The organism is Ensifer sp. CCNWLY38, assembly GCF_037120565.1.
Taxonomy (GTDB): domain Bacteria; phylum Pseudomonadota; class Alphaproteobacteria; order Rhizobiales; family Rhizobiaceae; genus Ensifer; species Ensifer adhaerens_H.
The window spans coordinates 350,467-366,767 of sequence record NZ_JBBBBO010000003.1 but is presented as its reverse complement, the minus strand read 5'-3'; the positions used below and the strand labels follow the sequence as shown (position 1 = coordinate 366,767).

Annotated in this window: 9 protein-coding genes; 6 read left to right on the top strand and 3 right to left on the bottom strand. The window is 63.8% G+C overall.

Features of this window, described 5'->3' with window-relative positions:
* Nucleotides 1-38 precede the first annotated feature (38 nt).
* From V7S54_RS08785 to V7S54_RS08770, 4 genes are all read left to right on the top strand, one after another.
* Nucleotides 39-1,196: a M20 aminoacylase family protein gene (locus tag V7S54_RS08785; protein ID WP_336408262.1), complete on the top strand. Its 1,158-nt coding sequence runs from the start codon at nucleotides 39-41 to the stop codon at nucleotides 1,194-1,196.
* Nucleotides 1,197-1,220: 24 nt separating this feature from the next.
* The gene (locus tag V7S54_RS08780) at nucleotides 1,221-2,138 is read left to right on the top strand and encodes a LysR family transcriptional regulator (protein ID WP_336408261.1); all 918 of its coding nucleotides are present in this window, start codon (nucleotides 1,221-1,223) and stop codon (nucleotides 2,136-2,138) included.
* Nucleotides 2,139-2,349: 211 nt separating this feature from the next.
* The gene (locus V7S54_RS08775) at nucleotides 2,350-3,234 is read left to right on the top strand and encodes an NAD(P)-dependent oxidoreductase (protein ID WP_336408260.1); all 885 of its coding nucleotides are present in this window, start codon (nucleotides 2,350-2,352) and stop codon (nucleotides 3,232-3,234) included.
* A 24-nt stretch (nucleotides 3,235-3,258) separates the two neighbouring features.
* Nucleotides 3,259-4,791 (top strand): aldehyde dehydrogenase family protein, encoded by a 1,533-nt coding sequence (locus V7S54_RS08770; RefSeq protein WP_442892551.1) that lies wholly within the window; start codon nucleotides 3,259-3,261, stop codon nucleotides 4,789-4,791.
* 83 nt (nucleotides 4,792-4,874) lie between these two features.
* Here V7S54_RS08770 and V7S54_RS08765 read toward each other — a convergent pair whose 3' ends face one another.
* From V7S54_RS08765 to V7S54_RS08755, 3 genes are all read right to left on the bottom strand, one after another.
* The gene (locus V7S54_RS08765; RefSeq protein ID WP_336408259.1) at nucleotides 4,875-7,088 is read right to left on the bottom strand and encodes a TonB-dependent receptor; all 2,214 of its coding nucleotides are present in this window, start codon (nucleotides 7,086-7,088) and stop codon (nucleotides 4,875-4,877) included.
* 844 nt (nucleotides 7,089-7,932) lie between these two features.
* On the bottom strand, nucleotides 7,933-9,834 hold the full coding sequence (locus V7S54_RS08760; protein ID WP_336408258.1) for a methyl-accepting chemotaxis protein: 1,902 nt from the start codon (nucleotides 9,832-9,834) through the stop codon (nucleotides 7,933-7,935).
* Nucleotides 9,835-10,126: 292 nt separating this feature from the next.
* Nucleotides 10,127-13,747: a hydantoinase B/oxoprolinase family protein gene (locus V7S54_RS08755; protein WP_336408257.1), complete on the bottom strand. Its 3,621-nt coding sequence runs from the start codon at nucleotides 13,745-13,747 to the stop codon at nucleotides 10,127-10,129.
* 121 nt (nucleotides 13,748-13,868) lie between these two features.
* Here V7S54_RS08755 and V7S54_RS08750 point away from each other — a divergent pair, with 121 nt between their 5' ends.
* Nucleotides 13,869-14,453 carry a winged helix DNA-binding protein gene (locus V7S54_RS08750; RefSeq protein WP_336408256.1) on the top strand — a complete coding sequence of 195 codons (585 nt, stop codon included), beginning with the start codon at nucleotides 13,869-13,871 and terminating at the stop codon, nucleotides 14,451-14,453.
* 25 nt (nucleotides 14,454-14,478) lie between these two features.
* Nucleotides 14,479-16,299 (top strand): ABC transporter ATP-binding protein, encoded by a 1,821-nt coding sequence (locus V7S54_RS08745; protein WP_336408339.1) that lies wholly within the window; start codon nucleotides 14,479-14,481, stop codon nucleotides 16,297-16,299.
* Nucleotides 16,300-16,301: the final 2 nt, after the last annotated feature.

The window sequence follows — 16,301 nt, the reverse complement described above, 5'->3', positions numbered from 1 at the left end:
GCGCGGCCGGCCTTCCCTCAAATGACAGGACGCATGCCATGACGCGCCACGACATCAGCCCCGAGCGCATCGAGGAAACGATCCGCTGGCGTCATCACCTGCACGCCTATCCCGAGCTTGCCTTCGAAGAGCGGCAGACCGCGGCTTTCATCGCTGGCAGGCTCGCCGAATGGGGCATTGCAGTGAAGGACGGCTACGGCGGCACCGGCCTCGTCGGCACGCTGACGCGCGGCACGTCGAGCCGATCGATCGCTATCCGCGCCGATATGGACGCGTTGCCGATCATCGAGACGAGCGGCGTTGCCTATGCCTCGAAGACGACCGGCAAGATGCATGCCTGCGGCCATGACGGGCATGTCTCAATGCTGCTTGCCGCCGCCCGGCAGGCGAGCGAAATGGATTTCGACGGCACGGTTCACTTCATCTTCCAGCCGGCCGAGGAGGCCGAAGGCGGCGCGCGTGTCATGATCGCCGACGGGCTCTTCCGTGACCATCCGGCCGATGCCGTCTATGCGCTCCACAATTGGCCGGCGCTCGACGTCGGCTCGGTGGTCGCCCGCGACGATGCGATGATGGCCGCCTTCGGCGTTTTCGAGATTACCATCACCGGCCGCGGCGCCCATGGCGCCATGCCGCATGAGGGCGCCGATCCGCTGGTCGCCGCCGCCCAGATCGTGACGGTATTGCAGACGATCGCCAGCCGCAATGTCTCGCCGCTCGAAGCTGCGGTCGTCTCCGTCACCCAGATCCACGGCGGCGATGCCTGGAACGTCATCCCGGAAAAGGCCGTGATCCGCGGCACGACGCGCTGGTTCGACAAGTCCGTTGGCGACACGCTCGAAAACCGCATGCGTACCCTCGTCACAGCGCTAGCCGAAGGGCTCGCCTGCAAGGCCGACCTCGACTATCAGCGGCGCTATCCCGCCACCATCAACGACGCCGCAGCGGCTGCGCTCGTCCGCTCCGTTGCAGCTCAGGATCCTGCGCTGACCGTCGTCGACGCGGCCCCGAGCATGGCGGCCGAAGACTTCGCCTTCATGCTCGACGAGCGACCCGGCTGCTACCTCTGGCTCGGCGCCCGGCGCGAAGGCGCCAACCCCGGCCTGCATTCGCCGCACTACGATTTCAACGACGCGATCATCGGTCAGGGCGTAAACCTTTGGACACGGCTGATCGCGACATCGCTTGGTCGTTGACCCCAAGGGGATTCCGTCGCATCCATGACCGCCATGGACGTACTCGACGCGAAAGCGCTCAGGATCTTTATGGCGGTTGCGCGCATCGGCTCGATCCGGGGTGCTGCCGAACACATGGGACTGGCGCCATCGGTCGTCAGCCGTCAGATCGCCGACACTGAACGTGACATCGGCCTTTCCCTCTTCGAACGCACCGCGCGCGGCACGGTCTTGACCGATGCCGGCGAACTGGTGCTCGAACACGGCAAGCGGGTACTTGAGGACAATGGGCTGCTGGCCGAGCAGCTCGACCAGATCCGCGGCGTGCAGCAGACCCGCATCCGAATTCGCTGCGGCGAAGGTTTCATGGCCGATCTGGTGGAAAACGGGCTTTCCTCGTTCTCCAGGGCGCACTCCTACGTGCGCTACATCGTCGAGCTCGGCAGCACCGAAGACGTCGTCGACGCCATCGCCAACAGCGACGCCGATATCGGCATCGCCTACACCCCCTTCACCGACCCGCGCATCCGGGCGCTGGCAATCGCCCGCCAACCGCTCTGCGTCATCGTGCCGAGCGGTCATCCGCTGTCGAAGCGCACAGAACTGAAACTCGCCGATTGCCTGACCTCGCCTTGCGCTCTGCTCGGCAAGGGCAACGGCGTGACGCAACTGGTGGCGCGGGTGGCGGCCGATGCGGGGCTGGCGCTGGCGCCGCTGCTCGAAACCCATTCGATCGAGGTGCTCCGCCGGTTCGTCGCCGCCGGCCTCGGCGTCACCTTCCTGCCGCGCACGGCAGTCGCCGTCGAAATCGCCCGCGGCGCCATGCAAGCGATCGACCTTGCCGATCCCCTGCTGCGCGAAGCCAGCGCCCACCTCATGGTGCGCGCTCACCGCCGCCTGCCGCTTTCGGTCGAGAAGCTCGGCCAACATCTCGCGGAAGAAATGCAGTCCTTCCGCGGCTGACGCATCGGCTCCCGACCGCCCTCGCCCTTTCGTTCCGGCTGAACGGCCGTCCACGGTCTCGGTAGCCAGCGCGCCCGTTTGGCACCGCTTGACGACGACGCAGACGTTGCCACGCCAGCAACGCATTGTACCAGGCACGCCGTCTACCGGCTCACCACCCCGCATGCCACCTTCGTCCGATCATCAGAACCATATGAGGGTGCAGCGGATCATGACGGCAGAACGAACGACAGTGGGCGTGGTGGGATTGGGGGCCATGGGGCTCGGCATGGCGACCACGCTTGCCCGAGAGGGTTTTGCGGTCAAAGGTTTCGACCTTGCCGAAGCGCGGCGCGCGCTTGCGGCCGAAGGCGACGTTTCCCCCGTCGCCTCACTCGCCGACGTCTTCTTCGACACCGATTTCATCGTCTTCTCGCTGCCGACCGCCAAGGACGTCGCCGCTGTCGTCGAAGCCAATCTCGAGGCGCTGAAAACGGCCAGCAGGCGCGTCGTGATCATCGACACCTCGACATCGGAGCCGGATGTCTCGCGTGATCTGGCCGCAGCCCTTGCCGGCCTCGGTCACGGCTTTATCGACGCACCCGTGTCCGGCGGACCGGCCGGTGCGGCAAGCGGAAAACTGACGATGATGATCGGCGGCAGCGATGCGGATGTGACGCGTGCCGGCCCAGTCATCGATGCGATGTCGGCGAAAGCCCTGCACGTCGGCCCAAGCGGTGCGGGCAACGTCGCCAAGCTCGTCAACAACCTGCTTGCCGCCGCCCATATGGTGACAACAGGAGAAGGCCTGAAGCTGGCGCTTGCCGCCGGGCTCGACGCCGAAGAGGCGCTCAAAGTTCTGAACGCCGCCTCCGGCAAATCGATGATCAGCGAGGTGCATTTCCCGACCTGGGTGATGAATGGCCGTTTCGACAGCGGCTTCACCATGGGGCTGATGCGCAAGGACGTGCGGCTTGCCAGCGAACTTGCAGCGCGCACCGGCGCCGACCTGCCGCTTTCGGGCGCGGTCGCGAAGCTCTGGGCCGAAAGCCCTCTCGACAATGCCGAGGACTTCACCCGCATGGGCGCCTTCCGCCCGGTGGCCAACGACAACTGAGACGAGGGAAACACGATGAACGACATGACCATGCCCGCCAAGACCGAGCGCATCCGCGCGCTCTTCCACGGCATCATTCCCGGCACCGAGATCGGCAGCTATGTCGATGGCGCGCTGGTGCCCGGCTCCGGCGACGAGCAGAAGCTGACCGATCCGGCGACCGGCGAAGTTTTCGCGACCTTTAGGGATGCCGGCAAGGACGTCGTCGACGCGGCGATGCAGGCGGCGGCCCGCGCGCAGCGCGAGTGGATTGCGATGACGGCGTCCGCCCGCGGCCGGGTGATGAATGAGATCGCCCGCAAAATCCGCGAGCGCGCCGGCGAGATCGCCGAGCTCGAAAGCCGCTCGGCCGGCCGGCCGATCCGCGATATCCGCGGCGAGGCCGCCCGGGTCGCCGAGATGTTCGAATATTATGCCGGCTGGTGCGACAAGCTGCATGGCGAGGTCATTCCGGTTCCGACCTCGCACCTGAACTATACGCGCAACGAACCGGTCGGCGTCGTCGCCCAGATTACCCCCTGGAACGCGCCGCTCTTTACCGGCGGTTGGCAGATCGCCCCGGCGATCTGCGCCGGCAACGCCGTCGTCATCAAGCCGTCGGAACTGACGCCGCTCAGCACGCTGGTGCTAGGGGCACTTTGCGAAGCGGGCGGCGCGCCGCGCGGCCTCGTCAACGTCATAGCCGGGCAAGGGTTGACGGCGGGCCAGGCCATGGTCGCCCATCCGAAGACGGCCCTCGTCGTCTTCGTCGGCTCGGCGCTCGCCGGCTCGGCAATCGCGGCGGCGGCGGCAAGGAATGTCGTGCCCTGCATCCTCGAACTCGGCGGCAAGTCCGGCAACATCGTCTTTGCCGACGCCGACCTCGATCGCGCCATTGTCGGCGCGCAGTCGGCGATCTTCTCCGGCGCCGGCCAGAGCTGCGTTGCCGGCTCGCGGCTGCTCGTCCATCGCTCGGTGCACCAGCAGTTCGTCGAGCGCTATGCACGCGCCGCCGAGCGTATCCCGGTCGGCGACCCCTTCGCAGATTCGACGCAAGTCGGCCCAATCAACAATCAACGGCAATGGACAAAAATCGAGGAAATGGTGCGCCAGGGCGTGGCCGAGGGTGCGACGCTTGCGACCGGCGGTTCCAAACCGGTTGCACTTCAATCCTCCGGCGGTTTCTATTTCGCGCCGACCATTCTCGACAACGTCAAGCCCGATATGACCATCGCCCGTGAAGAGGTCTTCGGCCCCGTCGTCGGTGTCACCGTCTTCGACGATGAAGAAGAGGCAATCACGCTCGCCAACGACAATCCCTACGGCCTCGCCGGTGCCGTGTGGACCCGCGACGTCGGGCGTGCCCATCGCGTCGCCTCCAAGGTGCGTGCAGGTACGTTCTGGATCAACGGCTACAAGACGATCAGCGTCATGTCACCCTTCGGCGGCTTCGGCCGCTCCGGTTACGGTCGCTCCTCCGGCCGCGATGCGCTGATGGCCTATACCCAGACGAAGAGCGTCTGGGTCGAGACCGCGGAAAACCCGGCCGTCGTCTTCGGGTATGCCCCGGAAGCTTGATCAATCAGATCACCCACCTGAAACGAGAAAGGGCCGGCAAATGCTGGCCCTTTCTTCTTGCTATTCAAAACCGCTCGGCTGCCTCAAAAATCTACCGATGCGGAAAGCATGAACGTGCGTGGTGCACCGGCTGAGAGGAAGCCACGAGCCGACGAGGCCCAGTAGTTCTCGTTGAAAACGTTCTCGACCGTCGCCCGGAACTCCAGCGGATTGCCGTTTTCCCGCGCCATCGAGTAGCGCGCGCCGAGATCAACCCGCGTCCAGTCCGAAACCTTCTGCGTGTTCGCCCGATCATAATAGGTGCTGCCGGTGTAAATGACGCGACCCGTGAGCGTCAGGTCTTCAACCCAGGGCGTATCGTATTCGCCGTAAAGGCTGATCGCCGTCTGCGGCACGCCGGTCACGGTCTTGCCGTCGTGCAGCCCGCCTTGTGTCTTTGCCAGTTCCGCATCCATGAAGGTGATCCCGCCCAGCAGGCGAACACCGGCGATCGGCTCGCCATAGGCAGAAAGCTCCAGGCCGCGGTTGACCTGAAGGCCGCTCATCGAAAAGAGGCGTGTCCCGGGATCGGTGAAACCGTTCGGCTGCCGGATCTCGAACAATGCTGCACTCAGCATCACCTCGCCGAGGTCGTACTTGAAGCCGATTTCCTTCTGCTTATTGACGACGGCCGGGAACATCTCGCCGCTGTTCAGCGCAACGGTCGGTGCTGTCGGTCCCTCGGTCAGGGCTTCCACGTAGTTGGCATAGACCGCGAAACTGTCTGTGACGTTCACAAGGGCAGCAACGGCAGGGCTGAACCGGGAATCCTCGTAGAGGTAGTTCATCGCACCGACCGGCGCGCTTGGAATACCCGGTCGGGTATTGAAGCCGCGTGAACGCATGTCCTGATAACGTCCGCCAACCGTCAACTGAAACCGGTCTTCCGCGAACGAAAGCGTATCGGAGATCGCAATGCTGGTCGTGAGCAGATCCGCAAACGGGTGGAGGTCGTTCGAGCGCGGAAGCCCGCCCGTATTCACCCAATCACTTGGCACGTAGACCGGATTGTAGATGTTGGTCGTATAGCTCCTGAACCCGAGGGTGCGAGGATTGAAGCGGCCGCGGTTGTTTTCGTTGAGCGCCCTGCTCAGCGAGACATTGAACTGGTGACCGACGGGGCCTGTGTCAAACTCCGAACGAACACCGATCTCACCCGAAATCCCCTGGATTTCCTGCGGATTGTAGCCGAACTCGGCCAGCGCATCGCCCCTCGAGTTTTGAATTGTGTAGGACGTGCTCAGGAAGTCTTCGCGATAGCGGCTGATGCCGCCTGCGGCATAGATGGTGGTATTGTCCAGCACGTCGAACTCGATGCGGCCAGCGGCCATGTTGTGCTCGCTGTCATGGTATTCGAACGGATTGGCCGTGTTGATCCGGCCGTCGGGTGCCTCCGGAATCTTGATGCCTGGCGCTGCCGCGTTGAACAGCGAGGTCGGCGCATTGATGTTCTGCTTGGAGTGGTTGAGGTCGAGCGAGGCCCGCACCCGGTCGCCGCGATAGTCGAGCCCGAGCGAGAAGACACCGATTTCATTCTCGTTGTGATCAAGGGCAGTTTCACCGCCGCGATAGGAGCCGTTGAAGCGGACGCCCCACTCGCCCTCCGATCCGAAGCGGCGACCAACATCGAGATGCGACCACACTTGCGAGTCGGAAAGATACGTGGTCGTCAGCCGCGTCAGCGGTTCGTCGGTGGCGCGTTTTGGGATGAGGTTGATCGTGCCGCCGACGCGGCCGATGCCGCCGTTGACCAGCGCGCTCGGGCCTTTGAGGACTTCAACCCGCTCGATGCCTTCAAGGAAGCTGCGTCGCGGATTGACGATGTAGAAAAGGCCGTCATAGGCGGTGTCCAGATTGGTGACCGAGAAGCCGCGAATGAAGAAGGAATCGCGCTCACTGAACGAAGGCGCATCCTGGCGCACGGACGGATCGTTGAGCGTGATATCGGCGATGGACCGGGCCTGCTGATCCCGGATCAGCTTTTCCGTGTAGCCCGTGATGCTGAACGGCGTTTCGCGAACGGCGCGGTTGCCGAGTGCGCCAAGCTGCGCGCCAGTTGCGACCTGACCGCCCGCGTAGGGCGCCGATGGCTGACCGACCGTGCCTGTTTCGGGCGGCTGACCAGCGGCGTGTCCGACGGCCACGATGGCATCAAGCTTCGTCGTTCCGCCTGGAGCGGAAACGCGTTCGGCCTGAACCTGGTTTTCGACCCTCTTGGTCTTGGGCGCTTCCTGCGCCTGCGCTGATGCAGCGGACATTGCAAGCAGCGACACGCCTGCCAGAACCGCACTGCCTCGCCCGTACGAAACAAAATTATACCTGCCCCTCGCCATTCTCTAAGCCCTCGTATTTCCGGTAAGCGTTGAAACATTTGACCGTCACGGTTGCCCGTCGAATTGAACCGTTCCGGCGAAGGCGACGTGCCTGCGCTTCCGCTGTGCGAAACATCGCAAAGCGGTCACCGGACATCGCTTTCACTTGCGGTTAGTTCGACCGACAGACGGGTCTCGTGCGCAGCAATTCGCTTCGGCAAAGCGGCAGCCAAGTCACTGCAAGTTCGGCCTCGCGCTTGCGGTCCTGCCAGTTGCAAAGTTGCCGGTCAGGGCGGAGAGCTCTCGCCGGGCGAACAATCACGCAACTGGTCGATCTTGCAATCATCTGTCTCAAAACATTAATTATAACAACGTCATAAAACTTGAATTTCTAACTCAAGTCTGTGCACGTATAGCCGGATCCGGTTTGGCGTCCAGGCATTTCGTGAACAAACATTGCGGCTTAACGGTAAACCGCGCACCATCGGAAAATCGACGAGACAGCGGACAGCCTCGGTCTTGTGATCGCCATCGGCCGTGTGAGGCGCCCAATGCGCGGTAGGCCCGGATCGCCAATCGGCAACGTTGAGCCGAGCATGGGACCGATGTCTGAGGTGGTTCCCGACAGGCGCGGCGCCGGTCTGCGCTTGCGGCGACGGGACGCTGGACCCGTCAGCCAGTGGCCGATGAACCGGCATGTCCGCGCGGGCGCATGTCTTCCCGGTCTAAGGCATTTGTTTTTGCCGCGGCGCACGGGCGTGCACCGCGGCGGTGTCATTCCAGCCCTCGATCAGGCTGCGCGGCTCCAGCTGTCGCGCGCTGCCGCAGCTTCCAACTTGAACTTCGCCAGCATCGTGCGCAGCTGACGGCTTTCCTCGGCCAGCGTGCCGCTGGCCGCAGTCGTTTCTTCGACCATCGCCGCGTTCTGCTGGGTCATCTGGTCCATATGGTTGACCGAGGTGTTGATTTCCTGCAGCGCCGTCGCCTGTTCGCGGGCGGCGGTGGCGATCGTGTTGACGTGGCCGCTGACATTGTTGACCAGCGTCTCGATCTCCAGCAGAGCCTCACCGGTGGAGCGCACCAGCGCCACGCCGTTTTCGACTTCCGACGCCGAGCTGTGGATCAGCGTCTTGATCTCCTTGGCGGCGTTGGCCGAGCGTTGCGCCAGCTCGCGCACTTCCTGGGCGACGACGGCGAAACCACGGCCCGCCTCGCCGGCGCGGGCCGCTTCGACGCCGGCGTTGAGCGCCAGCAGATTGGTCTGGAAGGCGATCTCGTCGATCACCGAGATGATCTGGTTGATGCGGTTGGACGAATCCTCAATCCGGCCCATGGCGTCAACCGCACTGCGCACGATCGCGCCCGACCGGCCGGCACTGTCCTTGGTGGCGCGCACCATTTCATGCGCCTCGTTCGCCCGTTCGGAGGCCGTGCGCACGGTCGAGGTGATCTCGTCGAGCGCCGCTGCGGTTTCTTCAAGCGCTGCCGCCTGCTGTTCGGTGCGCTTCGAGAGGTCATTGGCAGCCGAGCTCAGTTCGGCGGAATTGTCGTTGATGGTGCTTGCTGCCGTGCGCACGTTCTGCATGGTCGAGCGCAGCGTCACCATCGTCTGGTTGACGTTCTTCTGCAACTCCGCGAAGGCGCCATGGAATTCGCCGCGCATGTTCTGCGTCAGGTCGGCGTCGGCGAGTGCCGCGATGACCCGGCGGACTTCGTTGACCGTCTGGTCGACGCTGGAAACGAGCTCGTTGACGCTCGACGCAAAGCGGTTGAGGTCGTCGTTCTCATAATCCTTGGTGATGCGGCCGGTGAAATCGCCGGCAACGGCCGAGGCGACCACGACGCTGATGTTCGACTGCAGGTCGCTGCTGCGGGCATGCAATGCCGCTTCCTGCGCCTTCATCGCGCGCATGGCGATGCCGTTCTTGCGGAACACTTCGACGGCGCGTGCCATCTCGCCGATCTCATCCTGGCGGGAAACGTCCGTACCGTTGCCGTCAAGCTTGCCGTCGGCAAGTTCGCTCATGGTCGAGGTGAGTTCGCGCACCGGCATGACGATGCCGCGACGGGCAACGACGAGGCTGACGCCGACGCCGAAGAGGACGCAGGCGAGAGCGGCGGCTGCCAGAATGCTCATCGCGACGGAGGACGAGTTGAGGGCTTCGGCGCGGGCGGCGGCGAGCGCGTCGCCGGAATAGGTGCTGTAGGTTTTGACCGTCGCCGTCACCGTCTTTTGGGCTTCGAGCGCCTTGTCGAGCGCCGCCTTGACGGCGCCGGCGTCCGTGCCCTTGTCGGCGGCAACCGCGATCATCGCCCGGATCTCGTCAAAATAGCTGTTGAGCGTGAGACGGATATCGTTGAGCAGCTTGTCTTCCGCGTCGTCGGCAACCGCCTCGATCTTCGTCAGACGGCCGAGCATTTCTGCGGCACGCTTCTCGGTTTCGGCGCCGAAATCGGAGGCTTTCTCGGGCGCGGCAGCAAGCTGGTAGGTCATGCGGCTGATGGCGATGATATCGACGCGCAGGTCCATCGCCTCGCGTGCGGCCTCTTCACGCGCACCGACGTCGATGATCGTGGCGCCGAGAGAGGAAAGACCGCGCGCACCGGCGAGCGCGATCAGAATGGAGGATATGCCCATGACCACGACCACAAGGCCGACCTTGGTCAAAATCGAAAGGTTCTTGAACGTCACTGCCGTGACTCCTGTGATGTCGCGATCGCGCTGTTGGGAGAGGACATGGTCAGCCATACCGGCGGGAGGAGGACCGGCTGTTTGCTGCGCCTTTAGGGGGAGGAATTAGGGCGCGCACTGACCAATAAGTACTTAGTAAATTCGAATTTAAATTCGGGTTAAAAAAGCGATCGCGTCTTTTCGCAATTGCAGCAAAAGCAGTTGCGCATATCCCACAACGAAAAACGGGCGGACGATCGCTCGCCCGCCCGCAGACCACCGCAGCAGTCTTGGGAGATTGGTCTCTCTAACGTTACGACCGGCCGTAGCCACCGCCCGTCGGCGTCACCACGGTAAAGGCTTCCCCGGCTTCCAGTACCGTGTGGGCAGAGCCCGGCAGCTCTTCCGTCCGGCCGTCGTTGCGGCGCACCAGGTTGCGGCCAAGCTCGCCCGGGCTGCCGCCCTTGATGCCGAACGGCGCGACACGGCGATGACCCGAGAGGATGGCGAAATCCAGCTTTTCACGGGCGCGGATCGTGCGCTTCGTGCCGTTGCCGGCATTCCACTGGCCACGACCGCCCGAGCCGACGCGAATGTGGAAGTCTTCGAGCACGACCGGGAAGCGGGTTTCGAGGATTTCCGGGTCGGTGAGGCGCGAATTGGTCATGTGGGTATGGACCGCATCGGCGCCGTTGTAGCCGGGGCCAGCTGGGGCGCCCGAGCAGATGGTCTCGTAATACTGGTAGTGCTGGTTGCCGAAGGTCAGGTTGTTCATCGTACCTTGCGCGCCCGCCTGGCTTTGAACCGCGCCGAACAGGCAGTTGGTGACGGCCTGGCTAACCTCAACGTTACCGGCGACGACGGCCGCCGGATAGCGCGGTGTCAGCATCGTTCCCTCAGGGATGACGATGTGGATTGGCCTGAGGCAGCCGGCATTCATTGGGATCTCCGCCTCGACCAGCACGCGGAAGACATAGAGCACGGCTGCGCGGGTCACCGGCGCCGGGGCGTTGAAGTTGTCGCCGCGCTGCTCCGACGTGCCGGTGAAATCGACGGTCGCCTCGCGCTTGTCGCGGTCAACGGTGATCTTGACGACGATCTTGCAGCCCTGGTCCATCTCGTAGGAGAACTCGCCATCGGGCAACTGATCGAGCACGCGACGCACGCTCTCGGCGGCATTGTCCTGAACGTGGCCCATATAGGCTTCGACCACGTCCTCGCCGAACTGGGCGATCATCTTCCTGAGTTCGGCGACGCCCTTTTCGTTGGCTGCCACCTGCGCCTTCAGGTCGTTGACGTTCTGCAGGATGTTGCGCACCGGATAACGGGCGCCGTTCAGAAGCGCTTCGAGTTCCGCTTCACAGAATCGGCCAGCATCGATGAGCTTGAAGTTGTCGATATAGACGCCTTCCTCCTCAATGTTGGTGGCCAACGGCGACATCGAACCCGGCGAGATGCCGCCAATATCGGCATGGTGGCCGCGGCTTGCGACCCAGAAGCGGATCTCGCTTCCGGCATCGTCGAAGACCGGCGTGCAAACGGTGAGGTCGGGCAGATGCGTGCCACCGTTATAGGGCGCGTTGATCAGGAATACGTCGCCGGGCTTGATCACCGGGTTTTCGCGGATCGCGGTTGCGACCGACGCATCCATGGAGCCGAGATGCACCGGCATGTGCGGCGCATTGGCGACGAGATTGCCGCGGTTGTCGAAGACGGCGCAGGAGAAATCGAGCCTCTCCTTGATGTTCACCGAATAGGCGGTGTTCTGCAGCGTCACGCCCATCTGCTCGGCGATCGACATGAACAGGTTGTTGAAGATCTCCAGCATGACCGGATCGGCATGGGTGCCGATCGCGCTCTGCTGCTGCAACGCCTTCACGCGGCGAAGCACGATGTGGTCCTTGGCCGTCAGCTCCGCCTGCCAGCCATCCTCGACGACGATGGTCTGGTTCGGTTCGATGATGATCGCCGGACCGTCGAGCCGCTGGCCGGGCGCGAGTTCGGCACGAAGCGCCACCGGCGCATCGTGGAACTGGCCCTGCGAATAGAAGCGCGTGCGACGGGCGATGTCGGGCGTACCCTCCGTGACCGAACCGCCTTCGCGCTCCATCTGGGCGGCACCGCCGCCGACCGTCTCGACTTCGACGGCATCGATGACCAGTGCCTTGTTCTCGGCGACGAAGCCGAAGCGGCGCTTGTGCAGCGTTTCGAACTCGGCGCGCAGGCGCGCAATGTCGTCATGCTCCGGGAAAGTCGCGTCGACCGCGATCACCGTATCGGTGCCGGCGTAACGGATATGGGCGCGCAGATGCGTACGGATCTCGTCACGGGCGATCCCTTGCGCTTCGAGTTCGGCAAGGCAGTCGACTTGAAGCTCGGCCCCGAGCGCGCCGAGTGCGGCAGGCGCCTTGTCGTCGAGCGCAACGCCGAGCGCCTTCTGGCGCGTCGAACGGATATCGGCAAGCCCCATGCCATAGGCCGAGAGCAGGCCGGACATCGGATGCACGAGAATGCTCTTCATGCCGAGCTGATCGGCAACGAGGCACGCATGCTGGCCGCCGGCGCCGCCAAAGCAGCTCAGCGCATAACGCGTGACGTCATAGCCGCGCTGCACGGAAATCTTCTTGATCGCCTCGACCATGTTGGCAACCGCGATGCGGATGAAGCCGTCAGCGACGTCCTCCGGGCTGCGGCCGTCGCCGATCTCGGCGGCCATCGCCGCGAAGCGGTCGCGCACGGCCTCGACATCGAGGCGTTCGTCCTGGTTTGAACCGAAGAGCGCCGGGAAGAATTCCGGCAGCAGCTTGCCGAGCATGACGTTTGCGTCGGTGACCGCGAGTGGACCACCGTTGCGGTAGCAGGCAGGGCCCGGATTGGCGCCAGCGGAATCGGGACCGACGCGGAAACGCTCGCCGTCGAAATGCAGGATCGAGCCGCCGCCGGCAGCGACGGTGTGGATCAGCATCATCGGCGCACGCACGCGCACGCCGGCCACTTCGGTCTCGAAGGCGCGTTCATATTCGCCGTCGAAATGCGCGACGTCGGTGGAGGTTCCGCCCATGTCAAAGCCGATGACGCGGTCGAAACCTGCGGCTTCACCGGTCTTGGCAAGACCGACGACACCGCCGGCCGGACCGGAGAGGATCGCGTCCTTGCCCTGGAACATCTCGGCCGCGGTGAGGCCGCCCGAAGACATCATGAACATGACGCGCGCGCCGGTGCGGGCGATATCGAGTTCGCCCGAGACCTGGGCGACGTAGCGGCGGAGAACCGGTGACAGATAGGCGTCGATGACGGTGGTGTCGCCGCGCCCGACATATTTGATCAGCGGCGAGACTTCGTGGCTGACCGAGACCTGCTCGAAGCCGAGTTCGCGGGCAATTCGGGCAACGACCGCCTCATGCTCGGGATATTTGTAGGCGTGCATGAAGACGATGGCGACGGCCTTGTAGCCCTTGCCCTTCAGGTCTTCGAGTGCCGCGCGCGCCTTTGCCTCATCAAGCGGCGTTTCGACCGTTCCGTCGGCCAGCACGCGCTCGTCGAGCTCGACGATGTCCTGATAGAGCGCTTCCGGCTTGATGATCTCGGTTGCGAAGATCTTCTTGCGCTCCTGGTAGCCGATCTTCAGCGCGTCGCGGAAACCCTTGGTGGTCACGAGCGCCAGCGGCTCGCCCTTGCGTTCGAGCAGTGCATTGGTGGCAACGGTCGTGCCCATGCGCACTTCGCCGATGAGACCGGTCGGGATCGCGGCACCGGTCGCAAGGCCGAGATGCAGGCGAATGCCCTGCACTGCGGCGTCGCGATAGGCTTCCGGATTTTCCGAAAGCACCTTGCGTGCGTGCAGGTTCCCTTGCGGATCGCGGCCGATGACATCGGTGAAGGTGCCGCCGCGGTCGACCCAGAAGTCCCAACTGCCGGTTTCGCGTGCGCTCATTGTCCATCCCTCTCGTTCGCGAGCCGCATGACTGTGCAGGCCCGGAAATTCATCAAAGCAGTTCGTTGACAAAATGTCGATAAAATGATGACATAAAATCGTCAAGATGAGGAAGAGCTGAATGACGAAGAAGCCTGAGGAGAGCTTTGAAGGTCGGGAATGGGCCGAAAACGCCCTGCCCGAACATCTGAAGCCGGTCGCGGCCATCGGCCCGATCGTTTCCTCCGCGCACCTGGCGGAAGGCGGCTCACCCGGCCTCTCCGAAGTGGAATACGGGCTGATCCTCGCTTCGCATGCCTTTCACCGCTGGATGATGCGCTGCATGGCGGCCGCCGGCGTACCCGGCCTTTCCCCGATCGAAATCCTGATCCTGCACACGATCCGTCACCGCGATCGCGGCAAGAAGCTCGCCGACATCTGCCTGGTCCTCGATATCGAAGACACGCATGTCGCGACCTACGCCATCCGCAAGCTCGAAGCCGCGGGCCTCGTGACGACGGGCAAGGAAGGCAAGGAAAAGACCATCCTCATCACCGACAGGGGCTCGGACGCCTGCACGCGCTACGCAAAGATCCGCGAACGCCTGCTGGTCTCCTCGACCGCCAAGGCCCGCCCCTCGGAAGAGACACTCTCTGAAATCGCCGCCGTCCTGCGTTTCATGTCGGGCGCCTATGAACAGTCCGCGCGCGCCGCGACCACATTGTAACGAGGAAGACCGCGTGACTGCCAAAATGCCCGCGCCGCTGCTCGCCGTCGAGAAGCTTTCCGTCGCCTTCAACGGCAACCCCGTCGTCGAAGATCTGAGTTTTTCGGTCACGCCCGGACGGACGCTGGCGATCGTGGGCGAATCCGGTTCCGGCAAATCGGTGACCTCGCTTTCGATCATGCGGCTCTCGGACATGATGGGCGGCCAGTTTCCGACCGGGCGCATCGTGTTTCGTGGCAAGGACGGCGAGATCGACCTGACGAGCGCGCCGCAAAAGACCATGCGCGCCATCCGCGGCAAGGAGATCGCCATGATCTTCCAGGAGCCGATGACGTCGCTGAACCCCGTCTTCACCATCGGCGACCAGGTCGCCGAAGTGCTGATGCTGCACGAGAAGATGACGAAGGCAGAGGCGCTCACCGAGACGCGTCGGCTGCTCGACATGGTCCGTCTTCCTGATTCTTCCGAGCTGATCGGCCGTTATCCGCACCAGCTTTCCGGTGGCATGCGCCAGCGCGTCATGATCGCCATGGCGCTGGCCTGCCGGCCGAAGCTGTTGATCGCCGACGAGCCGACGACGGCGCTCGACGTCACCATCCAGGCGCAGATCCTGACGATCATCCGGGACCTGCAGAAGGAACTCGGCATGGCGGTGATCTTCATCACCCACGACATGGGCGTCGTCGCCGAAATGGCCGACGACGTCGTTGTCATGTGGAAGGGCCGCAAGGTCGAGGAAGGCCCGGTCGGCGAGATCTTCTCAGCCCCCAAGCACCCCTACACCCAGACGCTGCTTTCCGCCGTGCCGAAACTCGGCAGCATGACCGGCGAGGAATTCCCCAAGCGCCTGCCGCTGACCATGATGGTCGACGGCGAGCCGAAGCGCGTCGGCGACGTCCATATCCAGCGCACTGCCCGCTACGAGGCCGCCCCGATCCTGTCGGTACGCGATCTCGTCACCCGTTTCGATGTACGCAAGAACCTCTTCGGCAAGGCGACGCATCGCGTGCATGCGATTGAAAACGTCAGCTTCGATATCTTCCCGGGCGAAACGCTGGCGCTCGTCGGCGAAAGCGGCTCGGGCAAGTCGACGATCGGCCGCACGATCCAGCAGCTGCAGAACGCTACATCGGGCGAGATCCTCTTCGGCGGCCGGCCCGTCTCGGCGATGAGCTATGCCGAGCGGCAGAGACTGAAACAGGAAATCCAGTATATCTTCCAGGATCCCTTCGCCTCGCTCGACCCGCGCAAGACCGTCGGCTTCTCGATCGCCGAGCCGATCCGCACCCATGGCCTGATCCTCGGCGAAAAGGAAATCGACAAGCGCGTGCATGAGTTGCTTGAGCGCGTCGGCCTGACGGCCGCGCATGCCAGGCGCTACCCGCACGAATTCTCCGGTGGCCAGCGCCAGCGCGTCTGCATCGCCCGGGCGCTTGCCTCTCGCCCCAAGCTGATCATCGCCGACGAGGCGCTTTCGGCGCTCGACGTGTCGATCCAGGCGCAGATCATCAACCTGTTCATGGAACTCCAGGAACAGGAAGGCCTCGCCTATCTCTTCATCAGCCATGACATGGCGGTGGTCGAGCGCATGAGCCATCGCGTCGCCGTGCTCTATCTCGGCCAGATCATGGAATTCGGCAGCCGCCAGCAGGTCTTCGAAACACCTTCCCATCCCTATACGCGCCGGCTGCTTTCCGCTGTGCCCGTCGCCGAACCCGGCAAGGGCCGCGAGCGTGCCATGCTGGAAGGCGAAATCCCGAGCCCGATCCGCCGTGTCGGCGACGAACCCGCGGTTCTGCCGCGCAAAGAGATCGCCCCCGGCCACTTTGTGACCAAGGGCGCATGAGC